The sequence below is a fragment of the Methylobacterium oryzisoli genome, from assembly GCF_046557895.1.
Taxonomy (GTDB): domain Bacteria; phylum Pseudomonadota; class Alphaproteobacteria; order Rhizobiales; family Beijerinckiaceae; genus Methylobacterium; species Methylobacterium oryzisoli.
On the sequence record NZ_JBKIBX010000047.1, the window covers coordinates 23,144 to 47,869 of the forward strand.

Genomic DNA, 24,726 nt, shown 5'->3' on the forward strand with positions numbered 1-24,726 from the left:
AGGCTTACTTCCCCTTCAGGAGAGCGGCGGGCGCCTCGTCCGGCGCATCCTTGAGCGCGCCTTCCTGAAGCAGACGAAAGGTGAAGCTGTCGGCAGGCCACAGACCGCGGCCGTTCTCGTCCAAGGTCTCGCCGCTCGGGACATGGACGAGCGTGCGAAAGTCCTTGCGCGTCGCCATGACGGCGCGCTTGGCAGGTTCGGTCATGATGGGTGGTCCGTATTCTAGACTAGGGCTGCCGATGATTGATCGTCGTCCTGATCGCGGGAGCGTCAGGGTGATTGATCGGGCGCGTCGTGATGCGCGTGCGCAGGAAGTCGTCTTCCACCAGCGGCTCGAACTTCGTGCGGTACTGCACGGTCATCTCGACCCGCGCTTCGCCGTAGTAAGTTTCACCACTCGGCGGGAATGACTGGCTCTCGGAGAGCCCGACGATGCCCTCAAGATCCGCGACGAAGTCGGGATCGGTGAGGATGAGGTTGATCGTCCGATTGGTGTAGTCGGCCAGCACGCTCTCAAGGCGGTTCTGATCGCCGCTGTCGATGGTGATCACCACCCCGAGCGTCAGGTCGTTGACGAAGCGCGGCTCGCCGTGGTTCGCGTCACCGTCCGGCACGCGCACCTCGCGCAACAGGAAGACGGTCGCGGCGGGGAACTGGTCTCCCGGCTCCATCTGCTGAACGATGCTGTTCTTCACCGTCTGAAACAGCCCGGAGCCGGACACCAACTCAAAGGCATGGTCACGGATGGCGAACGCTTCAGGGCTCACAGCCGTCCGCCTCGGATGTTCTCAGCCTTGATCACCCACGACTGCGCACCGAAGCCGTCGTCGCCCGTGTCTTCGATCGTGAAGACAAGATCCTTGAGGAAAGGGATCTCGTTGCTGTCGATGTTGGACAGCTTGTCGCCGCGCGTCACCGAAACCGGCAACTCGGTCACCCTCACGTCGAAGGTGTAGTTATCCATACGGGTGACTTCGCCCATCTCGTTCGTGTAGTCGGCCGGAGTGAGCCGGAAGATCCCACGAATGGAGACCGGCGCCATACCGGGCGCCGATCTGACTGGCGTGAGCACCGCTCTCGTGCCGAAGATGTCTTGGTTCGGCCCGAGAACGAGGGTGCTGAAGTCCAGCCCCACGGCAGACTCAGAGGGTCTGAGTGCCGCGCAGGCGGACGCGGCCGACCGCGGACGGGTTCGCCGCAACTTCAGTCGCCACGCCGAGCAGGGTCGTGCTCGTGGTGGACGTGGTCGCGTTGCCGGCCGCGCCGTCCCAGTAGATTTTGTCACCGATGGCCCAAGCCTGGGCTGAGACCTTCGGGAACTCGAACACGCCGGTCGTCTTGAGCGCCACGGGAAGGCCGACAGCCGCCGTGGTGGTCGCAACGCCGATAATGGAACCGAGAACGACAACGCCGCCGCTGACGACGCCGCCGGAAGGAGCCGGGACGGTCAGGGTGTCGCCCGGCTGAATGAAGTTACGCATTATCCGATCTCCGGATGAGGGAAGAAAGGCGCCGGGACGACGCCGCTCATATTACGTTAGGTAAGTTAGGCCCCAGCGTTACGATAGAGGCCGCGCCAATGCAGAGCCTTGACGCCCGCGTCCATGCGGACCTTCATCTCCACGCCGTCCACGGACCAGCCATCCTTCTGATCAAGGAACGGCTCCTCGACACCATCCAGGTAGGTGACTTCGATGGTGTCGGTCTGCTGCGGGTCGGCCGCCATGTACCAGGACGTGCCCGTGAGACGGGAGTCGGAGATGGCGGTGAACATGCCCTGGATCGGGTTGCGGATCTGGCCCGCGTCACCCGGGTAGTTCTGCGAGTAGAGCGCAGTCTGGGTCGGCAGCCAGAGCGACGGCGGGGTAAGGATGAACTTCGGCAGGATGCCGCCGCCCGTCCCGATGCCGCTCATGTCCGTCTGGACCTGCATCGCCGTCATGCCGGCCGCCAGCGTCGCGATGGTCGGCTGACCGACGACGGTGGCGAGATTGCCGTGCGCGGCGTTGAACAGCGCCACCCCGTCCTGCATGGTCGGGTTGCCGTTCAGGATGCCGTAGACGAGATTGCCGATCGTGCGCTTGGCCGCGCGCCCCATCTTGCGGGGCGTGTCGGAGATGAACTGCAGGTCGTCGTTGATGATCGCCTGACGGGTGATGGCGAACATCTTGCCGTAGGTCGCGACCTGCACGACGGTGCCGGTGTCACCCATCGTGGCATAGGTGTACTCAGCGCCTTCCTCGACCTTCGTGAGGGCGGGGAACAGACCCATGTCCACGCGGCTGATCGGACGGAAGTCCGAAGCCGTGCCCCGGCCGGTCCAGAGCGGGAAGGTCTCCTCGACCTCCTGATAGCCCCGCAGGACGGACCGATAGGCCACGTTCTGAAGGATCTGCGGAAAGTCGCTGGTGGAGTGGAGTCCCGCCTCGTTGCGGACGGTGAACGACCGCCCGACCATCTCCAGCCGGTTCTCGCTGCCGGTCTTCATGTTCCGGACGGACAGCGAGGAGCGGGCGAGTTCAGTCAGGGTCAGGCCGGTGAACTCGTTGCGCTCGCCGCCCGCGAGGCCGACGCGGGCCATGAGGCCCTTTTCGGCACCCTGCGCCCAGCGGTCGACGCCGTCAGCGGTCACGACCGCAGCGGCGGGACGCTGATCGCCGGCCGGGTTGTCCTGCCGGCTATTCTGGGTCTCGGACCAACGGTCCACGATCGCCATCTTGGCCTCCGGCAGCGCGATGCTGTTCTGGATCAGGCCGGTGATGAAGATGTCGGCGGGGTCGATCTTCGCCGAGCGGGCGGCGGCCAGGATGCCGGTGACGCGAGCGCGCTCGGCTTCGGCAGCGGCCAGACGCTCGGCCTTCACGTCAACCGAGGGGGCGGAGAGGTGCGTCACGACGGGGTCCTTGTTCTCGATAGCCGGCGGTGCGGCGGGGTTGGTCCCGCCGACGCCGGAAGCAGCCTGATCAGCCATGGCTTTTTCCTGGGGTTGCGCGGCGGGGGCCGCAGGTTTCGCGACTTCAGAGGCGCGAGCGGTGACTGGCGCCAGAAGTCGGGCCAGATCCTTCTTGTCGAGCAGAGCGCAGGCAGCGATCTGCATCGGCGTATCGATCTCGTCGGCGAAGCCGCGCTCAACAGCGTCAGCCGCCGACATGTACGTCTCGGCCTTCATCAGGGCTTCAATTTCCGAAGCCTCAAGGCCGGTGCGAGCGGCATAGATGTTGACGAGGATCTGCTTCTGCCGGTCGATCTCGTCGGCCGTGGAGCGCAAATCTTCCGAGCCGCCGATCGCCACGCCCCACGGGTCGTGGATCATCATCGTGGCGCTCTCCGCCATGACGATGCGGTCGCCCGCCATAGCGATAATGGAGGCGATCGACGCCGCCATCGCGTCAATGTGGACCTCAACCGGCTTCCCGGAGGCGCGCAGGTTGTTGTAGATCGCCAGCCCTTCGACCACGGAGCCGCCGGGCGAGTTGATCCGGACCTTGATCGTGTCCTGATCCGCCAGTTCAATCAGCCCGTTGAGGACGTCGATCGCGCGGACCGACCCTTCCATCATGTCGAAGGGGTCTACGACGCCGTAGAGCACGAGTTCGCCGTTCATCACGAGCGAACGGGCGCCTTGCGAAAGCGCGCGGGTAGAGAGCCCACCCGCGGCAGGCGTCTGCTTCTTTGGCATGTGGGTGTCCGTCTACTGCGGCAGTTTCGGCGTCTTGGCGTCTTTGTCCGCCTGAGACGCACCGCGAAGCGTGGTGTTGCGAGGGTCAGAGTCGAGGATCAGCCCGAACTTGTCGGCAATCTCGTTGTCCTCAACGATGCCCTTGAGCCAGTCGTTGGGGTCGTAGCCGAGTTTGCGCAGTTCTTCCGACCGCCAGCTCAGGCCGTTACGAATGGCGGCTGCCGCGGCCTCAACTTCAACCACGGGATCAATCATCTCGCGCCGGGGCGGCGTCCAATCGAGGCCGAACGGCTCAGAAGAGCCAGTCACGACGTTGGCAGCCTCAAGCGTCCACGCCTCAATCGGCCCGAGCATCTGCGGAATGAGCATGTTCCAGCGCCAGCTATCAATGCTGCGCTGATACTCAAGCCAGCCCATGCGGCCCGACGAGTAGTTGACCTGACTCAGGTTGCCGGTCAGCGCCTCGTAGGGGATGTTCAACCCGGCCGCGATCTCGCGCAGCGTCTCGGTGGCGTAGGGACCGAAATCCTGGGTCGTCGGCGGCGTGGCGAAGGAGACCGATTCCCCGTCTCGCAGCCGCTCGATCATCCCCGGCTCGAAACTCTCGATCGGGTACGGGGACGAGCCGTCGTTCGGCATGATCGTGCCGTCGCCGCCAACACCCTCGACCCCGTTAAACTCGTCGTTTGAGGTGATGAAGGCCGCGAAACACGAGGCGATCTTCTGCCGCATGAGCTGCGCATCGACGTAGTCGGCGTAATCGCGCATCCGCGTCATCACGGGCGCGAACCAACTGACGCCGCGCACCTGCCCCGGGCGATCCACCCGATAGATGTGCGCTACGAAGTCGGCCGACACGCGCCGCCCCGTCGAGACGAGGGCGCCGTTGCCGAAGATCGAGCCGGGGTGCCGGTCGTACAGGTAATACGCGACCCGCTGACCGATCAGGTTGAACTCAACGCCCTGCACGACGGCGTTGCCGTTGTCGAGGATGCCGTCACGCGACGTGTCGAGGTAGTCGGGTTCGAGAACCTGCAACTGGAACGGCAAGGCGAAGCCGTCGCTCGGGCGCCGGACGCGCCGCCGGATCAGAACCTCACCCGCCTCAACCACCGTCGCCATCGCGAGCGACTGCAAACCGTAGAGATTATGCCGGCCTTCCGCGTCGATGTCCGTGCTGTCGAAGTGCTTCCTCAGCAGGTCGCCGATCTGCTTGGTGCGCGGCTCACGATCCGACTTGACCTGCGGCAGGATGCCAGCGCCGACCACGTTGTGCGCAATCGTGGACTTCGCCCGCTGCGCGAAGGCATTGTTGCGCACCATGTCCCGCGCGTTGTCGCGCAGGAGCCGGCTCGCAATGCGGATCTCAGTGTTGGCGTCCGACGAGACGCGCCGCCACCCCTGCGCACGACGCCCGAGAGTGGCCGCCTCGTAGAGGTTGCGAGTGGTCGCGGCCCGGGTCATGCGCTGACGCGCAGCAACCCGCTTCTCTGCCCGCTCGGGCGAGATATAGCCGATCGCCCGATCCAACAGGGTCGGTTCGAGCATGATCAGTAGAACCCGCTGCGAAAGCCCGCCACCGTGCGCCGGGCGCGCGTGGTCAGGCCCAACTGCCGCATAATGCCGTCGCGAATACGATAGAGTTCGTTCAGGTCGCGGAAGTTGGTGGACTTGTCGCCATAGCTGGCGCTATCGGCACCCGACGCGATGATGCTGTTGATCTGCTCAAGTTGCGCCAGCAGGCGCGCTTGAAGCGTCGGGTCGATAGGCATGGCGATGCAATCCGCGGCTTAGCGGCCCTTGCGCGGCCCAGCGGTGTCGGTGCTGGCCTCGTTGTTGAACGGACCTCGTCCGCCCTGCTTGGTGCGCGGGTCGTTGTCCTTGTCGCGACCGGCGATCTCAGCGCCCTCGCCCGTCACGCCCTGCACGGCCTGCTGCTCGGCCTCGGCCTGCGAAAGCATCACGCGCCCGGCATCGTGCTCCACGCGGCTGTTCGGAGGCAGCTCGGTGCCCATCTCGGCGGAGCCAGCGAGCCCCATCGTCACGGCCTTGACCTCGCCGCCGGCCACGCGCACGGCGGAGACGACGCCGAAGGGATCGACCACAGCCGCCACGAGATCGCCGCCCGAGAGCGCTTCCTGCACGTCCGCATCGCTCACGTATTCGACGGGAAGCTGAAGGTTGGTGCCGGCGCTGTCCACGGGTGCGCCCGGGTAGGTCCACACCGCACCGCGCTTGACGAGCACGCCCGGCCCCTTGTCGGCGAGCGCCTGAAGATCAGCCTTCTTGGACATGGTTATCTCCGAGAGTTGAGCCAGCCGGATCGGCGCGGGATGTGGCCCGGCCTGCGGAGGGGTGTTGATGGCGGGCGCCGCTCCTCAGCGGCGATGACATGGGCCGGAGGCGGCTCCGGTTCGGCCCGCACGGGCGCGGGCGCTACGGTAGTGGTCTCAGGCGCTTGGGCGGGCGTCACGCGATCCAGCCGCAGCGGCAGGGACCGAAGGGCAGAGAGCGCCAGGACCATCGTGTCCAGCGCCTCGTTCCGCTTGCCCTTCTGAAGCACCCACACCCGGTAGGGCCGTCCCTCGCGGTAGCGGGTGACGACTTGTTCGGAGGTCAACTGATTGAAGTAAGCCGCATCAAAGGCGGTCTCTGCCGGAAAGTGGATGTAGCCCGGCCCCGGCTCCTTGATCCTCAGCCGGCCGTAGATCGCTTCCTTGGCCGTATCGACGCCGATGGCGAAGACCTGTTCGGCGCCCTTCACGCCACCTTTGCTGGCCCGCTTCGGCCAGATCGGGCGAGGGCCGCCGACGCCCTTCGTCGCGAATACGCGGCGGTTCCGGCGCGCACGGCAAAACGCATAGACCGCAGCAGCATGATGGCCGCCGCTGTCGATACAAGTTGAGCGAACCTTGAACGCTCGGCCGTCCGCTCCGCGATACGTCGCCAAGAGGAGGGCATCCAATTCCTCCCACACCTTCGGCTGCGCGGGATCGCCGTGCAGAACCTCGTACAGGCAGGGCCAGGCCTCTTCCTTGGCCCCGAACCCAACGATCTGCACCTCCAGACGGTCGTCCTGGGTATCCACCCCGGCCGAGAGGGCGATCACGCCGTCCGGCAGGGTCTCGTGATCATAAGGCTCGCCGCGGGTGATGAGGGAGCCGGCAGCAACCGTCTCGCCCTGCTCCTCCCAAGTCTCTCCGAGCACTAGGTTGACGAAGGTCTGTAGCAAACTCGGGTCGTTGCGAACCCGAAGGAACTCCTCAACGAGAAATCGCCACGCGGCATTCTCGAAAAGCGAGTAGGCTGCCCAGATGTGGAAGCCGGCATGGCCTGCGAACGGCTTTTCGGCGACCCACTCGCCGCCGTCGATCATCCGCGGCTTGTCGTGCTCCTCAATCACGCACCCATTAGCCTCGCACACGAAATGCGCGGTCTCCGGGTAGTGCTTGACGGTCTCACCCTTCTCGTTCTTGTCCTTGTTCCACGTCAGGTTCGACCACTTGAGAACCTGTTTGTGGTCGCAGTGCGGGCAGTGGACGTGGTAGCGGCGCTGATCGCTCTCATTCCACGCCTTCTCAATCCGGCTGACACCCTTCAGTGTCGGGGTCGAACCCAAAATGATCTTCCGGTTCCAGAACGACTCGGTGCGCTTGATGCCGAGCGCGATCTGATCGCCTTCGTCGCCCGCGCCGCCGGTCGGATAGCCGTCGATCTCGTCAAAAGCCGCGATGCGAGCCGTGATGCGCCGGAAACCGCCTGGCGAATTGGCGCCGATGAAGGCGATTGATGACCCGTTCCGAAAAACGCGCTTGGCAACGCGCTGATTGCTGTCCTTTGCCTTCAGATCGCCCGCGATCTCGGCCAGAACCGGCGTATCGCGCAGCATCGGCGCGATTTCGGTCCGGCTATAATCCTCCGCATCCTCCACGCGAGGCTGCACGATGAGGATCGGCGAGGGGTCCTGATGGATATAGAAGCCGACGACGTGGTCTAGGATCTTCGTATAGCCCACTCGGGCCGACTTGATGACCGTCACCTGACGCACTTGGGGCGACGTGACCGCGTCCATGATGCCGTTTTGATAAGCGAACGCCCGGAATTTACCGTGATCAGCGCTCGTTTCGGCCGAAAGATGCGCGTAGCGATCCGCCCACTCGCTCAAACTAAGCCGTGGCGGCGGCTTCTGCGCCTCGTCAAGGCCCCGATTCAGCCTTTCAATGAACCGTGCCGAACCGCTCGCGTAGGACGTCGCGGAGTTCACTGAGGCTGACGTGCCCCTCACCATCAAGCGTCAATTCCTGAAGCACGAGTAACACCTCGGCCTCGACAAGCGCCCTCACCTCTTCGGCGGACTTCAGAACGGCCGCGCGGGGCGCCACGCGGGTCGGCAAATTCAGGAGCTTGTTCCGCACCCGGGCGTACTGTTCCACGATCCCGGCGATCACCGTGTCGATCGGGACGACCGCGCCACTCTTCAGGTCGAACTCAAGGCGCCGCAGGAGTGCCAGGTAGTTCTCTTTGACCCGTACCGCTTCGGCGTGATCGAAAGGGGCCACACCCTCATCGACCACGATGCGCTCAGCGGCCTGCTCCGGAGTTTCGTCGGGGCGCGCGACCGCAGGTTTCTCACGCCGATCAGCGCCGCCGTTCGGCCCCTTCGTCTTTCCGCCGCGATATGAGGCCGGTCTATCGGCGAGAAGCCATTCCGACTCCTCCACCTTGACCCGGCCCTCGGGCGTCATCGACAGCAGGCCCTTGGATTTCCACTGCGAAACACGCGCCTGAGAGACGCCGTGCATCTTCGCGAACTCGGCTTGCGTCGCCGTCTTCATCCTGTTTAAGCCTTAACGCTTAATGATTAAGCGGTTTTGAAAGCATGCACCTAGAAAAGTGTTTTGCTTGGGCGGACCCTCGACACCCGGGGTGGGGGCAAGGGACCCAAGAACTCATTGATATCATTGAACAATTTGGATTACAGCAGCAAAATGACCTGCGCGCCCTTCGCAAGGTTATCCTTACGCCAAAGCGGCTGAAGATTTGTCAATGCCCACGCTTCTTGCCACTGTTCTTGGTCGCTGAGATCAAAGGACGACAACGGACGCCGATGATCAATGTGGATGTCGCCTGCGAAGTAGCGATCCCACGTCATGCCCTTCGTAAACTGCATTTCGAGATGCCGTTTCAGATCCGCTATGGAGTAGCTGAGCAGCCGCTCTACCTTCGGACTCCGACCCCCACGCTTGATGGCATCGCGCATGTGGTCATCAATGCGCTCACCTCTGCACCGCCGACGTTCGGCAGCCCTCAGCCGCTGCTTCAGATTGAACTCTGGATCGGCTTTGTATTGGAGAGCAAACCACTCACCCGCTGTAAGGCTACGGTCTAGCCAAGGGCGCTCTCTCATCCTGTCAGCCCGGGCAGTTGCCGCCTGACGTTTTCTCTGTTCAACAGCCTCAGCCTTCAATCTGGCTGTGCGCTCAGCACGCTTCTCGCGCCCTAGATACTCGCGCCCCTCATTCGCCGCCCGCCGTGCGTTCTCTCGAACCTTGCGAGCGCGCATCACCTCGGGGTCAACTCTGGCGCGGTACTCAGCCTTACGGGCTGCTTCCTTTGCTCGGCTCTCGCTATTATCTGCGTCGGCACGCCTACCCGTGTTGGTGCAGTCTGAGCAGGTGCCTCGCCGCCCATCGTTATTCTTGGGCTCGGGCCAGAAAGCCTCAAAGGGCTTCGTCTCACCGCATTTCTTGCACGCCTTGAACGAGGGCGTGATAATGTCCGCCTCAGCCATTGCGAGCGCTCCTACGCTTGCTGTGGTCAGGGTCGGCGGGGTGTTACGAGCACCTCTCCGACCCGCTTTCAGCTTAGCGCAGGCAATTCGCTACGTCAGCAGCTTAATGCTACGCACGACCCGCAGCATATCAGGCGAGACCGTCACCGTGATGGAGCGAGGATCGTACCCTTTTCCGATCAACCGTCGCACTTGGCGCTTCGTAAGACCGCCGACGGAACGGTAACTCGACACAGGCACATGGGCTTTACGGCTGCGATCATCAGGCCAATGCCTTTCGACCACCAACTTATTGGCGATGTTATAAGGCATTTCAATCGCTTCGCCAAAGCGCACAAGCTCGTCTAGAATTTGCTGCTTGTGGCTAGGCACATCAAATGGGAGGCAGAGGGGGTCGGTCATGCCCCGACCATACTACACGGCGAGAGCCTACACCACGGCCGCATCAGCGCCACCAACCGTCCCGCCGCCTCCGGCAGCTCATCGCCCCACTGCGCTTGCAGGCAGCCATAGGCGTCCACCTCACCCGTGTTGATGTAGCGTTGCAGGCTGTTGACCGTATGTTCCTCATCCTTCACGCGCTGCGACCACGGACGCGCAGGTTTGCTGCTGTCCCATGCGCCGTGAGCGGCGGACCAAAGCGACCACGAGTGAGGCCAGCCCATCTCGTCGGCCAGCCAGTGATGGGTGATCTCGTGCTCTCGGGCGTACTGAAGCGGGTCGGTGTAACCGAGATTGCGGGCGATGGCCTGATACCAAGCCTCACCGATCGGCGGCCACATCCGGGACTGCGAACCGTCCTCACGAAAGGTGGTGATGATGTCGTGCTCGTGGATAGCGAGCGACGCGGTCCGGAATTCAAGGGTGCGGATCAACGTCGCCTCGTCCGCATCGCCTCAGCCACCGCACGCGGGAAAGCGCGCTGCACTTCTTGGCGCATGAAGCGCTGCCAGTCCCGGTAGAAGGGCACGTCGGCGGGTTGCTGTGTGGCGCCCTGCATCTTGTACATCAGGGCGAGACGCTGGTTCTTGCCCTTGCCCCGGGCTTGGAAGATCAGGCCGCCCTTGACCACCTTGCGAGGCAGGTTCGCGGGCTTCTGGTTCTGACGCACGCCCCGAGCGGTACGCGTGACATTCCGCGACGGGATGGCGAACTGGCCTCGGGCGAGCTTGGTGCCGCCCTTGGCGTGGAGCTTGAGGTGGCCACGTCCGAGCCGATCAACGAGGGCGACCCGAAGGTTGCGCTTCGTGCTGAACTCAGGCTTGAGCGCGGCTTTCAGGAAGCCTCGATTGCGAACCGTGACGTGCGAGGGCCACGTCTCAGTGGCGAGGCGGTTCTCGGTGGCGACCGCCGCCATGTTGAGCGTGCGACTGATAGCGAAGGCGACCTGATCGGGCGCCACGTCCATCTGGCGGGCTGCAGCCTCAAATGCCGACAGGTCGAACGAGATCACCCCTAGTGCCTCTCACGACACGGACCGGTGCGGCAAATCTCGCACGGCGACGGAGCGGGGCGCCCTGCCCGCCTCAGCAATTCGGAGCACTGCTTGGTGGCGTTGGCTGGTAGCCAAGATCTTCAAACGCCCGCCAGCAACCCTAGAACGCCGTTCATCGCCCTATCCGTGCCCTCACATCCACCCCGTCAGCGCGTACCAGAGCGCGCCGGCCGAGACAGCGGCACAGCCCATGAGGCCGAGGTGGGCTAGGATGCGGTAGCCGGGGGTCATGGACTGATCAGGCTTCCGCCGCCTCGAACGCCCGACGCTCCTGCATCGTCATCTCACCGAACCAGCGGCGAGGATTACCGCAGCACGGGCCTGAGCAGTGCGCGAGGTGATTGGCGATCGCCTCGTGCCGCTTCGGGTCCCGCTTGTCATAGCGACCGTAGACCCTGACGGCCTTGTCCTTCATGCGGCGGAGGTGGTGACGACGCTCGGAGCGGGAGAACACGACAACCTCACATGATCCGGCGACAGATCGCGAACGTGGCGGCTGCGATCTTCAGGACGACGAGGCAGAAGCCGACCCAGGATGCGATCTCAACCTCAGATGCCATGACGGTCAGGCCGCCTTCAGATCCTCGGCGTCAGCGCGACCGAGAGCGGCCATCGCGGAATGACTGTCGAACGAGGCGGGCAACGCGGTAGAAGCAAAAGCGACGTTGCCAACCTTGCCGTCACAAGAACCTGCGGACAGCGTCACGCCATTCTGGCCCGGGCCTGCCGCGCAGGGAACGGCGTATGTGCCATGCCACCGGGGGCCAAGCACACTCGGCCAGTAGCGATCCACGAACACCGTCTGCGTCGTCGGCTGCCCGGTGATCTGCTTCACGCGGGCTTGGATGCGCTCCCACTGCTTGAGCGAGGGCGGACCGTCCATGCTCTCGGTGAAGCCTTCAAACCAAGCCTTGAACTCGCTAGGGGTCATGATGGCCTCAATGAATGGGTGCGGGACCGACCCCAGCGACGAAAGCCGGCCCCGCGGTCAGCGGACCGGAAGGGTGCGCGCTGAGAGGGCGATTTATAGCGATCTAGGGACGGTTATGGGCTAAACCCGCTATAAACCGGTATAGGTCTGACGGCCCCGACGCCGGGAGGGAAGGCCAAGCTGTCCAGGGTGAAGAGTACGGGCGTCCGCACTCCAAGGCCCTCGCCGTCAGAAGGGTATCGATGCGAGCGGGGCCTCCAATCAACCCCGCATAGCGATCCGCCGAAGCGTCCTACGGCCTGGAGATTTCAGGGCCGAAGCCCTTTCACCGTGTCACCGCATCGAACTGTATCGGTGCCGCGCTAGACGGCCACACCTGGGGATGGCCGACGACTTCCGGCCTATTGCCCGTCATCCCCTGCCATCCATGCCGCCGGGCAGCGCGCTCGGAAGACGGAGAAAGCACCGAACTTGGAATTTAGGGACAAGCCTCCAGTCGCGCGCCCCGCACTCTGGCGAGGCATCGCAGGGACCAGATGGCTTTTGAAGCCATGGCAGCTCCAGAGAGGAGCGGCACGTCCCAGGTCACATCCCTCTCGGGCAGTCCCAGTCACTGGCAGTCCTGACGAGACAACTAGCGCAGCGCTGAGAAGTTCGCAAGCCCCTATGCGGCCTCTAGCTGGCGTTCTTCACACGGCACCTGAGTTTCCCGTCCGAAAATCCGAACCGCAACCGTGTATCGGTCAGCCTTCGGATCATAGGCATCCACTACGCCCGGGAATGATGCGAACGGACCCTGTGTGACGCGGACTGTGGACCCGATCGGATACAGGAGGTCCGCGATCTCGCGCACAAGCTCACCCTTCCGCTTGTAGCCGCAGACGTGATCAGCGAAATCCTGCATCGCATCTGCCTTGATGAGCGGCAGACTGCGATCACCAAGGTACTCCGCCTCGAACAGGGCTTGCCGGAAGAACTCTCTCGCAACCCAATCCTGCCCTTCGATCGTGACGCCGAACACACGCCAGACGTGCCGACATTCCTCCACCAAACGCAGATCCGACCACCTCGAAATGCCGACGAACATGACCCGCCGCATGATCGGCTCATGCGCGACACGAGGCGGACCGCCATCGACCTGCTTGCGCACCTTCTCGCGCGCCTCGAACACCGCGAGGCCAGCGGCCGTGAGTGCCGCTGCGCACCGCGCCCCAGAGAGCGGCAACGCCTCCACGGCGAGCCATTCCCGCCCGACCGGCAGCAAAACGCGCTCCTTGGCCCGCAAGCGGCGCTTAATGACCTTCTCGCGATCATAGCGAGCCGCCACCTTGGCGTGCTGGACAGAGCGCTGCCGGGCGATCTTGCGCCGTTGACGTTGCTTCTTGGTCATCGGGAACTCCTCACTCAGCGGCCAGAGGTGTGACGATCGGCACTGGAACGGCAGGCGCAGACAGACGTCTCGTCATCCAAGCCACATCGCCAAGGACAGTCACGACGCGACCCTGATGGGTGATGACGAAGCACGGGCGGCCCGTCTCGCACTCGCCCTCGTAAGCGTCGAGCGACGCCCGCAGTTCATCCGCCATCAATCGACGCCACATCTCCACGTCTATGCCGTGGCGGCGTTCCATCCACCTCAGTAAGGCATGGTCTGTGATGGCGAGAGCGGAGGGGAGATCGTCCATTTTATACCTCCGACCCTGCGCGCGGCGGTTGCGGCAGGAACATCCGCAGATCCGTATCAAAGTTAAGGGAAACTTCTCCGACCTTGCCGGTTTCGTGAAACTTTACTTTCTTGACGAGCACCGTCGAAACCGTGCTGTTCGCGCTCTCGCGATTGACGATGGCCCCGATCTCAGCCTTGTTCGCCCACGTAGCGCCATCCGCAATGCTGTAAAGCGACATCGGAACGCCATTCGAGACCGATAGAGCCGCGTCTTTCGTCGGATGTGGCACCACGATAGTGCAGACGTCGAAGACCTTGGCGAAGCGCTTAAGGCGGCGAATGGCGCGGTTGGTATAATCCGCGATGTTCTCCCCCGGCCGGCGCATCACCTCGACCTCGTTCCACGGGTCTAGAAGAAAACCATCGGCGCCATGCCGCACGACAGCATCGCCCGCGCGGTCAAGCACCCAATCGAGGTTGGCTTCCGTGTCGTCGTCTTCAGCATCTAGAGCGATAAAGGTGAAGTGCTTGTCGATGAACTCGCGGCAGCGGTCGCAGTCGGCTCGTGTCCAGTCGGCACGCGGGCGGCGAAGTAGGAAGCCGATCAGCATATTTTCGATCACCGGTCGGATCGGCATCTCAAACGACGCGATGACCCATTTCCAGCCGTGCATGAACGCGGTGTTGGCGGCCAGTTGTAGGGTAAGCGCGGTCTTGCCGCCGCCGGGCAGGCCAGACATCACGACGAACGCCCCGCGATAGAGCTTCATGTGCTCGTCTAGCTGCGGTAGCCCGGTCTCGACCGGCTCAATCGGCGGCGCCTCCGGCACGTCCGAAAGCTTATAGAGACCTTTGACGGGATAGGGCTTGGCTCGCGCGATAGCCTCGATCACCGCGGCGTCGCCGAGGTACTGCAACACCTCGTTCAGGTCTTTGCACGGTCGCATCTGGCCGTCCGCCTGCGGCACCACCGCATCCGGAGGGTAGACCACGACGGCGCACCGAGCGCGGTTGAGGCGCCGCGCCAGTTCGCTTGTCAGGCGAACGCCAGGAGCGTCGCCGTCCGCGGCGAGCACGAAGCGCTTGACCCGCTTCAGCCGGTCCCAGTTGTTGTAGATGAAGCGATACTTGTCATCGTGCTCGGGAACGATCGCTTCGTCAGGAACCTCGGCGGCGCCGGCGACGGGGGGCGGGGCACCGTCCGGAACCGAGACCGCGAAGGGGTGCCCAGCTTGGATCACGGCGGCGGTATCAAGTTCGCCTTCCGTGATGACGAGCGGTGTGCCGGCCTCCAGCGCAGGGTCGCTCAGGATGTCGGCGTTGAAGAACGTCTTGCGGGCGCCGGAGCGCTGCCAGAACCGCTTGGACCCGTCTGCGGCCCGGACCCGGTACTTGGCGTTAACCTCCTCCCCCTGTTCGAGGTACGGGAAAACGAGGATGTCTCCGCCGGGATCAGGAACGGGATCACCGCCAGCCGGATCGCGCCGCGCGGTGTAGAGCTGCAAGCGATCCGCCGTCTCCGCGTCGATTGCGCGGCGCCGCAAAAATTCGACGGCTTTCGGATTGAGCGTCATCGTAGAACTTTCCGCCGTGAAAGTTGCAGTGGTTGCACCCGATCTTCACGCCGCGGCTGTCGATTGTAACGCCGAGGCACTTGACCCTGCGATTGCTGCCGTGTCGCAAGTGTGAACATTGCGGGCAGGTGGTGTAATATCGGCCCGGGGCAGTACTCGGCAGCGTGACCCCGAAGGCGGCGAGGATCGCGGAAGCGGAGGGCATTGCGGCCTCAGCAACACATCGCTGAAGGCTTCGGACGCGGCGCATTGGCGCGAGCTTCGGCTTCTGCGCGAATGCGCTCACGGTCCAGAGCGGCGTCGCGGTTTCGCTTCGCTAGGATAGCCGGGACTGCCAAGAACCAATTTCCGCCGTCTGCCTTGATCTTGGCGGCGGTCTGATCCAGGCCGAGCAATTCAGACTTTAGCGAAAGGTGCGGATTGGCATCCTGCCAAAGCCGGAAGTGGTGCGGCAGCAGTCGAATGACGCTTGCCTCAAATTCGTATTTCGATGGTTTCTCGGGCACGCTGGAAGCGTGGCCGTTATCCGCTTTATCACCCTCATTGTTTTCAGAATGAGACTGAACGGTTCTATCTGAACATTCTGTGTCTGGTGTAGAGTGTAAAGTGTTAAGTGGTAGAGCGTCCGCTACAGCGTTCGCTGTGGCGTTCGCTGTAGCGTCTGCTAGGTCCAATTGTTTGTTTTTCAAAGACTTAGAGTGCCCGCCACGCGATCCGGCGGAGCGATTTTGCTCTGACTTCCGGGAAACGAATTGATGCTCTTTCATGAGCCGGGGCTGGATCCAGAAGCCGCCTTCCAGATCCCAGAAGCCCATCACATTTTCCTTGATCCGCGCCCATTTTTTCGCGGTCAGGCCCAGCATCCTCGCCAGCTTGGCGTCGTCGTCCGGCAGACGGCATCCAGGGGAACGCCACGCCAGCATGAGCAGCATGAGGTAGGCGCCGTGTTCTTCGAGCGTCAGGTGCGCCGTGTCGTTGCGATAGGCGTCAACCGCCAGCGGGAGGTAGGGGAATTTGCTCATGCTGCGGCTCCCGTATGCAGGCGGCGCAGACGGGCGACTTCGGCCCGCAGCCGCGTGATTTCGTCTTCGAGGTCCAAGATGGCGCGCTCATCGCGCGCGAGATGCGACCGCAGGAAATCGCGATAGGCTTCGGCCACCTGCTGATGGTCGGCCTGATCCTCGCTGCCTTCCGCGAGCCGGCGCAGATCCACGTAGCGGCGGAACAGGGCGTCCCGATGCGCCTTGCCGTGCTGTAGGGCGTCTACGGTCATGCCGCGCTCCTCTCGTCCTGATGATCGGAAACAGCCGCATCGACCTGAGCCCGGCAGTCGATGTCCTCACAGGCTGTGAAGACAGGACGAAGCCATTGCTGGTATCCGGGAGAACGGCGGCTGTAGGGATGATGGGTGAGCACCCCGCAGAAGGTGCAGAAGTACGGATCGGGACCGGGAGCTATCTCATGCGCCGGACGAGCGGCTGGGTCCTGCGCACCAGCGAACAGGTCCGGCCTATCGAACTGGATCGAGCGGCGGGCCATGGCGGCTACTCCGCCGCTATGGTGAACAGATCGCCGCCGGCCGCCTCGTCCTCAGTCTGCTTGAGGTTGCGAACGGCCTGCGTGAAATAGGACGCCTTCAGCTCGATGCCGATGAAACGCCGGCCGCAGCGCAGCGCGCCATAACCCTCCGAGCCGATGCCCATGAAGGGCGAGAGCACTGTGTCGCCCGGATTGGACCACAAGCGGATCGCACGCTCGATCAAATCTAGCTGGAGCGGACAGAGATGTTTCTCGTCCTTATCCTCTCGCGCGGCTCGCACGTTGAGGACGTTGGTCTGCTGGATATCCATCCAGACCGGGGAGGCCCATTCCTGCCACTGATGAACCGGGAACAGGTTTGCATCCTGGCCAACCTTGTCCGCCGTCTTCTCGTCTTCGGGCGTCTTGCGAAACACCAAGACGTAGTCCGGCATGCCCTGCCGCGACCGCGTGCTATCCTTCTGCAACTGCTTGTAGAGTAGCCCGAGCGCCTTAGTGCGCTGCATCTCCACGACCGGATCTTTCCAGATGCAGATGCGGGAGTGGTAGGTCCAACCATTGGCGATGTGGGCGCGGATGATGTCGCCCGGCATGTCGTAGATCCCGACCTCGCCGTGCGTGGCCTTGGTGCGCGGCAGATCGGAGCAATGAACGGCCGTCAGACGCCCCGGCTTCGTCACGCGATGGAGCTGACGGAGCAGGTAGCCGTATTGCTCGAAGAACTCGGAGTCGGAGCGGACATTACCCATGTCGCGCTCGCTGTCAGAATAGATGAAGAGGTGAGAGAAGGGGGGCGAATAGATCGAAAAGCCGACCGAAGCGTCAGGCAGGGTAGAGACCACCTCGACGCTATCGCCGTTGAAGGCCACGAACCGTTCGGAGGTTTCTTGAGCGAGAACGTGCAGCATCATGCGACCCAGGCCGGAAGCCTGACCTCCTGTTCGGGGTGGTAGAGCTTGCGGGCGCGCTCTTCGCGCATGGCCCGGCGCATGGCCGCGACCATCTCCCGCTTCATCGCCTCGTGGTCGCCGGCTTTGCGCTCGACCACAGTCCAGATCGCTCGCTCCGTGTCCGCACAGACGACGTGAACGTGCACAGGTCGGGACTGGCCGAACCGCCAGGAGCGCCGCACGGCCTGATACCAAGCCTCGTAGCTGAAGCTCAGGCCCGCGAAGCACTGGCGAGCGCAGTGCTGGAAGTTGAGACCGAACCCGGCGACGGAGGGCTTGGTCAACAGGATGCGCGCGCGGCCCTCAGAGAAGGCCACCAGCCGCCGTTCTTTGTCTTCCGACGACTGAGACCCGCGGACTTCGCTCGCCTCTGGCACGGCCGCGCGCACGGCGTCGGCCTCATAATCCGTATCGACCCAGATCAGCCACGGCTCATCGGGCTCGGCGCCGACGATCTCCGCGACCAAGGCCGCACGATCGGCGACCGTCAGCCGCTTCTCCTCGTGAATGCTCGTGGCCGACGTGTTCGGGATGCGGAATAAACGCGCTTGCCCGTCCTTCTCCGCTCCCGCATTGCGGGAGCGGTCGGCCTTTACCTCGTGATGCTTGATCGTCAGTTCAGGAAGCGCAAACCCGCCGTCATCAAATCCCAGATCGGACGGGCGCGAGACGCATCGAGCCCATGTCGCGACCCAGGACCAGAAGTTCTCGCGCGCATGCCCCTTGACCCGCCATGTGCCCGTGTCGGCCGTGTCGTTGATGAACCAGATCGGCAGCATCTCTTCGCGCCGCATGACGCCCAGGAACTCGGCGTGCGTGCCAATTTCGGTGTGATCGTTCGGTGCGGGCGTGGCGGTGCAGCAGAGCCGGAACGGCGTGACGGCGAATGCTTCAATCAACCGGCGCGTGGTCTTGCCGGTGAACGACTTGAGAACGCTGGATTCATCCAAAATGACGCCGCCAAACTTCGACGGGTCGAAGCGGTCCAATCGATCGTAATTCGTGATGTAGATGCGTCGCGCGCCGATCTCATCCTGCGAGCGCACAACCTCCGCATCAATACCGAAGCGATCGGCCTCCCGCTTGTGCTGCTGCCCAACCGCCAGCGGGGCCAACAGCAGCACAGGCTTGCCCGTATGGGCGACGACCACGCGGCCCCATTCTAGCGCGGCGAGCGATTTTCCAAGGCCAGTGTCATAGAACAGGGCAGCCCGCCCGAGGCGCAGCGCAAACTCGACGCCATGTCGCTGGTGCGGGAACATGCTCTCGTTCAGCGACGGGATGACGTCCAGACCCGCCGGCTCGAACGCGATGCGCTTGGCGGCGATGAAGTCCCGGTACGCGATCAGGTCGGCACTCATGCGGCCACCTGCGGGCGCTGAGCGTCACGGATTTTGGCGAGGCAGTTCGCGACCCAGTGTTCTTCGCGGCCGAGAGCGTCAGCGATGTCCGCGGTGTCCATCTGGCTGAGCCACCCCAGATCAACGAAAATCGCGGCCTCGTGGTCGTCCAGGGTGCTTAGAAGGACAATGCCGAAATCGTCATGCTCGCTCATGCTGCGCGATCCTGCTTAGAAGGGCTGTGGGATGAGATCAGTCGGCCGGAACACGAGGCGACAATCCTCATGCTCGCTTGTGCGGATCAGGCTGACGTTGCGGACGTAGCTCGGGCCGTCATCGGCGATGACGCCGATGTGCCGGGCCGCATCGATCAGCGGCTTCGCAAGATTGTCAGTGTCCTTGCGCGTCTCGGGGATGTAGATGCTGACGTCGCTCGGGCCGACGCGCCGGCCGAGACGTTGAAGGTTTCCAACCGCCTCCGCCTGACGCCTCCACGCGCGATAGGCTTCTGTCTTGACGACCTTCGGACCGCTTCGGCGGAAGAGGCGGTTCGTGGAGGGCGGCTCCGGCAAGCGAAGCTCAACCACCTCTGCAGGCGTGCGCTGGACGTAGCAGGGCCGCTCGTCGGCCTTGAAGGCGAGGTGCTGACGCTTGGACTTGAGTAGGCTAGTCATGGCGCCTCCCCGTGCTTCGTATGCGCGACCACCAAAGCCTCGACCGCGCGAACAGCGCTGTCATTCGGCCCAGCAATCGCCCGAGTGATTTCCAGATCATGTTGCAGGCGTCCGATGTGTTTTTGTAATTCTTCGTCTCTTGCCGCCCTGACCGCAGCGTAGATGTCCGCCCAGACCCGGCGCGGGCTGCGATAACGCAGCGAGAACAGCGCCGGAAACGGGATCTGGTAGCGACGCGCGATGCGCCGCATGGCGTTGTTCGTGTCGCCCGGTCCGCGGCTCTCCAGCCGGATCATGTCCGACACCCAAGCCGCAGCTTGCGCCGCTTCAGCCGTGACCATCTCTGTTTCCCGACAACAGAATTTCGACATTTCGCAATCCAACCGTGGTCCATTGATTGCGGGACACGGAGGTGCAGTCGAAGTGAGGAGGGTACGCAGGACACACAGACACACGCGCAACCGGACGGGGGCCGGCAAGCCAAGACCGGAAGCGCGGAAATTGAATGAGGGAGGCCACTTAGGCGGCTTCCCGTTTCGCGCGGCGAGCCCAAGAGGCTGCCTCGACTTCATCAATCGCAGCTCGGCGGCGATACTCCGCCGCGTGCTGGCTCAGGACCCATTCCGGGACCTGGACATCGACCGACAAATTGCGCCAGATCTCGCGGACGGTGTGCCGGCGGATCTTGAGCAATCTGGCAACACCCGCGATCGTCGCGCCGGGCTTAGCCATCTCCACCCTGATCTGCGAGGCACGCTGCGCTTTGACCTGCTCCCTATCCGGGGCGCCTTCGCTATCGGCCGTGACCGGCAAGCCTATGTCGGCGGCGAGGGCGCGGGCGTGCCGGCGCGAGTAGCCGGTAGCATTCACGATCTCCGAGATGGTCGCGCCCTGACGGCGCATCTCAGCGGCGCGGCGCTGGCGATCGGTCTTGATGCCAGCGCGCGGGATCTTGACGACCTTGCCGCCCCACTGGACCGCCCAGAGCTGCGACGCGGCCTCGAACAGGCTCTCGCTAATCGTCAGCCCTTCAGCCTTGACTGCGGCGTCTACGCGCCGGGCCGCGTGCAAGATCGTAGTATGATCCTTACCGCCGAGCCGGCGGGCGATTTCTCCGAGCGATGCCTTCGTGTGCCGGTTGGCAAGCCACGCCGCGATCTGCCTCGCCTTGACGATAGGCGCATGACGGCGCTCGCCCATGATCTCGTCGGCAGGCACACCCGACACGTGGGCGACCAGCCGGAGGATGTTGCGGACCGGCGAGACCGCATCCACCGACCGTGCGGCCCGCTCGAAAGCGGCGTCCTCCGCAGACTTGTGCGGCGTGACGGGGGGCGGCGGGATGAACGCGTCTACATCCGCCCGTCGCTCGACAAGCGACCTGTCCACCACCGGCATGCTTGGGCGGTTGTCGCGTGAGACACGCAGCGTCGCGAAAGGCTGATAGCCCGCCATGCTCAGCGCTCCCCACCGGAGAGCACATCGCCGTCAGCCGAGAGACGACGGGAGGATCGAGGCTCAACGAAAGGATCAGCGGCAGCCGCGAGCTTCACGTTGACCGCCTGATGGCTCAGCAGGTCGCCCATAACCCGCAGGTCCCAATTCGGGATGTGGATTACGTCTCCGGTCGGGGCCTGGATGAAGACGCCAGCCGAAGTGCATTCGACTTCGAGCTGGCCGATGCACTCGCGCGCCATCGTGACGGTCTGCGGGTGCTTCTGAGCCATTACTACTTGATCTCCGGAATGACGCGAACGGGACCATTCACTGTGTTTTCGAGAGGAGGAGGGAGGGTGTTCCCGATCGACGCGATGATCGCGAGGCCGAGGATCACCATTGCGATGGCGCACTTGATGTCGAAGGGCATGTCAAGCACGCCCCCGGTCCATCACAGGCACGTCGGGGAAGAGGTGATCGCGAGCACGCTCACGCCACTCGTCTGGCACTTGGTCGAACAGGCGGACGACTTTCGTCAGCCAAGCCTCGTAGGCTTCAATCTCGTTGCGGGGTTCAGGAGCAGGGCTGACGGGCTTACGAGGCGCGGCAAGCTCCCGTTGCACACGGGCTTCTTGTTCTCGCTCACCGAGCGACTTGATCTTGTCGAGGAAGGTGCCGGTGTCGAGGTGAGTACCCGCGACAAGCTGCAAGGCGCGCTCGCTAATCTTGTCGCCTCGCTCCGCGTCGCGCTGAATGGCGCGCTCGCTGCGGCCCGTGACGCCAGCGGTTTCTGCGGTAAAGCGATCAGCGTCCGATCGATCACGTATGTCGCCAACTTGGCGACTTACGCCCGGCGAGCCGTGCCCCGTTCCGGGATGAAGCTCCTCATAGATCGCTTTGCGGCGCGCGGTCTGCTGCGCCCTAAGTGCGGGCGAAAGCTCCGCCCGCATCAGGTTTTCATCAATCATCGCAAGCTCGGCACGCAAATCGTCATCATCCGCGACGATGCACGGCACGGCCTCCATGCCGAGTTTACGAGCGGCACGCAGCCGGTGAGCACCGGCAGTTACTTCATAAGCGTCGGTTTCAATGCCTTCGACGTGTCGCCGCGCCGGGCGTACCCGAAGCGGATTGATGATCCCGACCTCCCGTATACTCTCCATCAGGCCGCGCACGGCGGCCTCATCAATCTTGCGCGCGTCCTGGCGAACGAAGATGTGCGTGATCGGAAGGTCTTGGGACTGCATGGATCAGCCCTCAATCTTCGGCACGTTGCCCATGATCTGGATCTTGGCAAGCGTCCGACCCTGCCGGGTGGCGTTCCAAGCCCGTACGATCGCCTCAAGCCGATCCGGCTGAGACATCTTCGGATCGTTGATGAACCGCTCGCGCAGCATGAAGATCGGGCTCTCCGGCTTGAGATTGCTGCCGTCGAGCAGGCGGTCGATGAAGGCACCGCCCATCGCATCATTCGCGCGTGTCAGGATGATCCGGCAGAAAACGACGAACGAGAACGAGCCAACGAGACGAGAGGTGTGCTGCACGGCCTGGATGCTGCGAGCAATCTCATGCTCGCACTCCGAGACGACCAGCAATGTCTCGGCCTTAGTGGGCCAGCTACGTCCGCCGCCCTTAACATTCGCGCCCTTCGCAATCCGCCCCATGCGACTGAACTGCCAGAGCATGCGGCCCACGGTAGCGGCGACCTTGGTGTTGTCGCGACTGCCCTGCATGTCGAGATAGTCGGAGACCGTGCGGGCACCGCCCTGATCCAGCGTCAGGCGGGACGATCGTGTGACGCCAAACACCACCACCGACCGAAACGAAAGCCCGCTCTCCACGCAGGCGAGAAGTCGATGCTGGCCATCGTTCAGAAGCCCGTCCTTCGAAACGATGATCGGCTCGCCGTTGAGGACGTAGCGCCCGCCTTCAAGATCAGCCTTGATCTCAGAAATACGCGCCTTCTTGATGTTGCGGTTGTCCGGGTTCCGCTTCAGCAAAAGCTCAGCGATGGCCGGCGTGATGACGCCCTCTTCCGAGAAGACCTCAATCTGACCCCGCGCAACGCGGCTCTTGATCCACTCCTCCGCATGGAGACGGGCGCGATCGATCGTGTCAGAGCGGCCGGGAATGTCACGGTTCGGCCGTGGCGTTGCCGGCACAGACGTGGTAAGGTTGATCATTGTCACATCCTCACGGCGCCCGGCTTCGGCTGCGGCGCCGTTTTTATTGTCCCGGGCCTGAGCCTCGGGGCCGAAGATCAGAAAGAGATCCGAGAGAGAGCGGAGGACGCTCATGCGGCGGGCCTTGAGGGCTGCGCGGCGGCCCACTGCTTCAGCTTCACCACCGTGTCCAAGGTCACGGTCTTCTCGGCTTCCAAGCGCCTCACGAGCTGCGCATTACGCACCGCCCGCTGGCACAGCGTTGTCGGCGCGATGCCGATACGGCTGGCCTCCGATTTGATGAAAGCGAGGACTTCGTGATTGGTCATGGCGAGGGGATAATAGGCGTTAGCCTACCGGTGTCAATAGGCTATCGCTCTGTTGCCAATAGGCCACACTCGCGCCATAGCTCACGTATGGACAACTGGCGCGAACGTCTCAGACAGGCCCTTGAGCAGAAGGGCCTCACCATGAAGTCCGCGTCGCTAGGCGCTGGCCTCAATCAGGCCGCTGTTCAGCAGATTGTGAGCGAAGGGAAGGACCCACGGGCCTCGACCCTGACGAAGCTTGCTGAGGCTCACGACCTGAGCCTCGACGCCATCATGCTGGGGGAGGGTCAGGCACGGATCGAGATGCAGCGCAGCGCCGTATTGTCCTTCCCTACGCGCGCGCGAGATAGGTCCCCACAGGCTGTGCGGCTCGCCCCGGTTGCGGGAACTGTCGGGGCTGGCATATGGTTTGAGCTTGATACTCCCCCACAGGTGGAATCCGAGCCGGTGCCATATGTGCCTTGTCGCTTCCCGGAACTGGAACAAACAGCGTACAAGGTGGTGGGGCCGTCTATGAACAAGCGCCGCATTCACGACGGCGATTTCGTGATCGCGGTGCCCTACTGGGATGCGCGCGTGGCGCTCCAGGACAATGACATCGTGGTAGTGCAGCGGCACGACGACGGCGGCAAGGTCGAGTGGACCGTCAAGGAAGTGTCGGTGAAAAGGGACGAGATCCACCTCATCCCGCGCTCAACCGATCCGGCGCATCAGGAGCCGGTGGTGATCCCGCGCAGCTATCAGCCGGACGACTATCGAAAGGTGGAGATCGTCGGCTTGGTCGTCGGTAAGTTTTCGCCTCTCTGAAAAGTAGGCGATAGCCGATTTGAGGCTTGACGAGCGGTAGGCGACAGCCTACCGTAAGGCGTTCCCGATGGAGCGCCGCCGTGCAAGCACAACCATTGCCAAGCCTTTCAGAGCTGAGAAGGCGTTATCTTTACGATCCAGCCTCTGGCATAATCTCGCGCCGGGTCACAGGCGGTTGGCGTCAGATCCGACAGATCTCCAACGCAGGATACATCCGCTTTAATCATAGCGGTCGGAGCCTTCTTGCGCACCGCGTTGCCTGGAAGCTGTATCACGGCGTTGATCCCGGACCAATTCTGGATCACATCGACCGCAATCGCCTAAACAACAAGATCTGCAATTTGAGGGAAGT

35 protein-coding genes are annotated in these 24,726 nt (G+C 63.4%); 2 read left to right on the forward strand and 33 right to left on the reverse strand.

Going from position 1 to position 24,726, the window contains the following annotated elements; all coding sequences use genetic code 11:
- Positions 1-4 precede the first annotated feature (4 nt).
- From ACKUB9_RS28930 to ACKUB9_RS29090, 33 genes are all read right to left on the reverse strand, one after another.
- Complete coding sequence (locus tag ACKUB9_RS28930; protein ID WP_407529433.1) at positions 5-205, reverse strand: hypothetical protein; 201 nt, start codon at positions 203-205, stop codon at positions 5-7.
- 22 nt (positions 206-227) lie between these two features.
- Positions 228-767, reverse strand: a complete 540-nt coding sequence (locus ACKUB9_RS28935) for a hypothetical protein (protein ID WP_407529431.1) — start codon at positions 765-767, stop codon at positions 228-230.
- On the reverse strand, positions 764-1,135 hold the full coding sequence (locus tag ACKUB9_RS28940) for a head-tail joining protein (protein ID WP_407529430.1): 372 nt from the start codon (positions 1,133-1,135) through the stop codon (positions 764-766). Before ACKUB9_RS28940 ends, ACKUB9_RS28935 begins: the two co-directional genes overlap by 4 nt.
- 7 nt (positions 1,136-1,142) lie before the next feature.
- Positions 1,143-1,481 (reverse strand): DUF2190 family protein, encoded by a 339-nt coding sequence (locus tag ACKUB9_RS28945; RefSeq protein WP_407529429.1) that lies wholly within the window; start codon positions 1,479-1,481, stop codon positions 1,143-1,145.
- 65 nt (positions 1,482-1,546) lie between these two features.
- Positions 1,547-3,679 carry a ClpP-like prohead protease/major capsid protein fusion protein gene (locus ACKUB9_RS28950; RefSeq protein ID WP_407529428.1) on the reverse strand — a complete coding sequence of 711 codons (2,133 nt, stop codon included), beginning with the start codon at positions 3,677-3,679 and terminating at the stop codon, positions 1,547-1,549.
- Between the two features lie 12 nt (positions 3,680-3,691).
- On the reverse strand, positions 3,692-5,227 hold the full coding sequence (locus ACKUB9_RS28955) for a phage portal protein (RefSeq protein ID WP_407529427.1): 1,536 nt from the start codon (positions 5,225-5,227) through the stop codon (positions 3,692-3,694).
- Positions 5,228-5,229: 2 nt separating this feature from the next.
- Complete coding sequence (locus ACKUB9_RS28960; protein ID WP_407529426.1) at positions 5,230-5,451, reverse strand: phage head-tail joining protein; 222 nt, start codon at positions 5,449-5,451, stop codon at positions 5,230-5,232.
- Between the two features lie 18 nt (positions 5,452-5,469).
- Positions 5,470-5,973 carry a hypothetical protein gene (locus ACKUB9_RS28965; protein ID WP_407529425.1) on the reverse strand — a complete coding sequence of 168 codons (504 nt, stop codon included), beginning with the start codon at positions 5,971-5,973 and terminating at the stop codon, positions 5,470-5,472.
- A gap of 2 nt (positions 5,974-5,975) precedes the next feature.
- Positions 5,976-7,943, reverse strand: a complete 1,968-nt coding sequence (locus tag ACKUB9_RS28970) for a phage terminase large subunit family protein (protein WP_407529423.1) — start codon at positions 7,941-7,943, stop codon at positions 5,976-5,978.
- A complete protein-coding gene (locus ACKUB9_RS28975) occupies positions 7,897-8,514 on the reverse strand; it encodes a hypothetical protein (RefSeq protein ID WP_407529422.1) in 618 nt (205 codons plus the stop codon). Before ACKUB9_RS28975 ends, ACKUB9_RS28970 begins: the two co-directional genes overlap by 47 nt.
- Before the next feature lie 140 nt (positions 8,515-8,654).
- Positions 8,655-9,470 carry a hypothetical protein gene (locus tag ACKUB9_RS28980; protein ID WP_407529421.1) on the reverse strand — a complete coding sequence of 272 codons (816 nt, stop codon included), beginning with the start codon at positions 9,468-9,470 and terminating at the stop codon, positions 8,655-8,657.
- A gap of 90 nt (positions 9,471-9,560) precedes the next feature.
- Positions 9,561-9,872: a hypothetical protein gene (locus ACKUB9_RS28985; RefSeq protein ID WP_407529420.1), complete on the reverse strand. Its 312-nt coding sequence runs from the start codon at positions 9,870-9,872 to the stop codon at positions 9,561-9,563.
- Positions 9,869-10,345 carry a hypothetical protein gene (locus tag ACKUB9_RS28990; RefSeq protein ID WP_407529419.1) on the reverse strand — a complete coding sequence of 159 codons (477 nt, stop codon included), beginning with the start codon at positions 10,343-10,345 and terminating at the stop codon, positions 9,869-9,871. Before ACKUB9_RS28990 ends, ACKUB9_RS28985 begins: the two co-directional genes overlap by 4 nt.
- Positions 10,342-10,923: a hypothetical protein gene (locus ACKUB9_RS28995; RefSeq protein ID WP_407529418.1), complete on the reverse strand. Its 582-nt coding sequence runs from the start codon at positions 10,921-10,923 to the stop codon at positions 10,342-10,344. Before ACKUB9_RS28995 ends, ACKUB9_RS28990 begins: the two co-directional genes overlap by 4 nt.
- A gap of 280 nt (positions 10,924-11,203) precedes the next feature.
- Positions 11,204-11,419 carry a hypothetical protein gene (locus ACKUB9_RS29000; RefSeq protein ID WP_407529417.1) on the reverse strand — a complete coding sequence of 72 codons (216 nt, stop codon included), beginning with the start codon at positions 11,417-11,419 and terminating at the stop codon, positions 11,204-11,206.
- Positions 11,420-11,530: 111 nt separating this feature from the next.
- Positions 11,531-11,896 (reverse strand): hypothetical protein, encoded by a 366-nt coding sequence (locus ACKUB9_RS29005; protein ID WP_407529416.1) that lies wholly within the window; start codon positions 11,894-11,896, stop codon positions 11,531-11,533.
- A 664-nt stretch (positions 11,897-12,560) separates the two neighbouring features.
- Positions 12,561-13,286, reverse strand: coding sequence for a KOW domain-containing RNA-binding protein (locus tag ACKUB9_RS29010; RefSeq protein WP_407529415.1), 726 nt, complete (start codon positions 13,284-13,286; stop codon positions 12,561-12,563).
- Between the two features lie 10 nt (positions 13,287-13,296).
- Positions 13,297-13,581, reverse strand: coding sequence for a hypothetical protein (locus tag ACKUB9_RS29015; protein WP_407529414.1), 285 nt, complete (start codon positions 13,579-13,581; stop codon positions 13,297-13,299).
- 1 nt (position 13,582) lies between these two features.
- Positions 13,583-15,136: an AAA family ATPase gene (locus ACKUB9_RS29020; RefSeq protein WP_407529413.1), complete on the reverse strand. Its 1,554-nt coding sequence runs from the start codon at positions 15,134-15,136 to the stop codon at positions 13,583-13,585.
- Between the two features lie 212 nt (positions 15,137-15,348).
- The gene (locus ACKUB9_RS29025; protein ID WP_407529412.1) at positions 15,349-16,158 is read right to left on the reverse strand and encodes a YdaU family protein; all 810 of its coding nucleotides are present in this window, start codon (positions 16,156-16,158) and stop codon (positions 15,349-15,351) included.
- Entirely contained in the window at positions 16,155-16,409 is a 255-nt protein-coding gene (locus ACKUB9_RS29030; RefSeq protein ID WP_407529411.1) for a DUF837 domain-containing protein, read from the reverse strand. The genes ACKUB9_RS29025 and ACKUB9_RS29030 overlap by 4 nt, the downstream gene beginning before the upstream one ends.
- Entirely contained in the window at positions 16,406-16,675 is a 270-nt protein-coding gene (locus ACKUB9_RS29035) for a hypothetical protein (protein WP_407529410.1), read from the reverse strand. The genes ACKUB9_RS29030 and ACKUB9_RS29035 overlap by 4 nt, the downstream gene beginning before the upstream one ends.
- Positions 16,676-16,680: 5 nt before the next feature.
- Positions 16,681-17,586 carry a DNA-methyltransferase gene (locus tag ACKUB9_RS29040; RefSeq protein ID WP_407529409.1) on the reverse strand — a complete coding sequence of 302 codons (906 nt, stop codon included), beginning with the start codon at positions 17,584-17,586 and terminating at the stop codon, positions 16,681-16,683.
- Entirely contained in the window at positions 17,583-18,986 is a 1,404-nt protein-coding gene (locus ACKUB9_RS29045) for a DEAD/DEAH box helicase (protein ID WP_407529407.1), read from the reverse strand. Before ACKUB9_RS29045 ends, ACKUB9_RS29040 begins: the two co-directional genes overlap by 4 nt.
- Positions 18,983-19,180 carry a hypothetical protein gene (locus ACKUB9_RS29050; RefSeq protein ID WP_407529406.1) on the reverse strand — a complete coding sequence of 66 codons (198 nt, stop codon included), beginning with the start codon at positions 19,178-19,180 and terminating at the stop codon, positions 18,983-18,985. Before ACKUB9_RS29050 ends, ACKUB9_RS29045 begins: the two co-directional genes overlap by 4 nt.
- Positions 19,181-19,195: 15 nt before the next feature.
- Positions 19,196-19,639: a RusA family crossover junction endodeoxyribonuclease gene (locus ACKUB9_RS29055; RefSeq protein ID WP_407529405.1), complete on the reverse strand. Its 444-nt coding sequence runs from the start codon at positions 19,637-19,639 to the stop codon at positions 19,196-19,198.
- Positions 19,636-19,980, reverse strand: coding sequence for a hypothetical protein (locus tag ACKUB9_RS29060; RefSeq protein ID WP_407529404.1), 345 nt, complete (start codon positions 19,978-19,980; stop codon positions 19,636-19,638). Before ACKUB9_RS29060 ends, ACKUB9_RS29055 begins: the two co-directional genes overlap by 4 nt.
- 178 nt (positions 19,981-20,158) lie before the next feature.
- Entirely contained in the window at positions 20,159-21,094 is a 936-nt protein-coding gene (locus ACKUB9_RS29065; RefSeq protein WP_407529403.1) for a helix-turn-helix domain-containing protein, read from the reverse strand.
- Between the two features lie 2 nt (positions 21,095-21,096).
- A complete protein-coding gene (locus ACKUB9_RS29070; protein ID WP_407529402.1) occupies positions 21,097-21,366 on the reverse strand; it encodes a hypothetical protein in 270 nt (89 codons plus the stop codon).
- Between the two features lie 2 nt (positions 21,367-21,368).
- Positions 21,369-21,506: a hypothetical protein gene (locus tag ACKUB9_RS29075; RefSeq protein ID WP_407529401.1), complete on the reverse strand. Its 138-nt coding sequence runs from the start codon at positions 21,504-21,506 to the stop codon at positions 21,369-21,371.
- Position 21,507: 1 nt separating this feature from the next.
- Positions 21,508-22,323 (reverse strand): ParB/RepB/Spo0J family partition protein, encoded by an 816-nt coding sequence (locus ACKUB9_RS29080; protein ID WP_407529400.1) that lies wholly within the window; start codon positions 22,321-22,323, stop codon positions 21,508-21,510.
- Positions 22,324-22,326: 3 nt separating this feature from the next.
- Complete coding sequence (locus tag ACKUB9_RS29085) at positions 22,327-23,373, reverse strand: ParB N-terminal domain-containing protein (RefSeq protein ID WP_407529399.1); 1,047 nt, start codon at positions 23,371-23,373, stop codon at positions 22,327-22,329.
- On the reverse strand, positions 23,370-23,567 hold the full coding sequence (locus ACKUB9_RS29090; protein ID WP_407529397.1) for a hypothetical protein: 198 nt from the start codon (positions 23,565-23,567) through the stop codon (positions 23,370-23,372). Before ACKUB9_RS29090 ends, ACKUB9_RS29085 begins: the two co-directional genes overlap by 4 nt.
- A gap of 87 nt (positions 23,568-23,654) precedes the next feature.
- Between ACKUB9_RS29090 and ACKUB9_RS29095 the strand changes: the two genes are divergently transcribed.
- Both ACKUB9_RS29095 and ACKUB9_RS29100 read left to right on the forward strand, forming a co-directional pair.
- Positions 23,655-24,374, forward strand: coding sequence for a LexA family protein (locus ACKUB9_RS29095; RefSeq protein WP_407529396.1), 720 nt, complete (start codon positions 23,655-23,657; stop codon positions 24,372-24,374).
- 80 nt (positions 24,375-24,454) lie between these two features.
- The coding region (locus ACKUB9_RS29100; protein ID WP_410825972.1) for an HNH endonuclease signature motif containing protein at positions 24,455-24,726 on the forward strand (272 nt) is incomplete at its 3' end.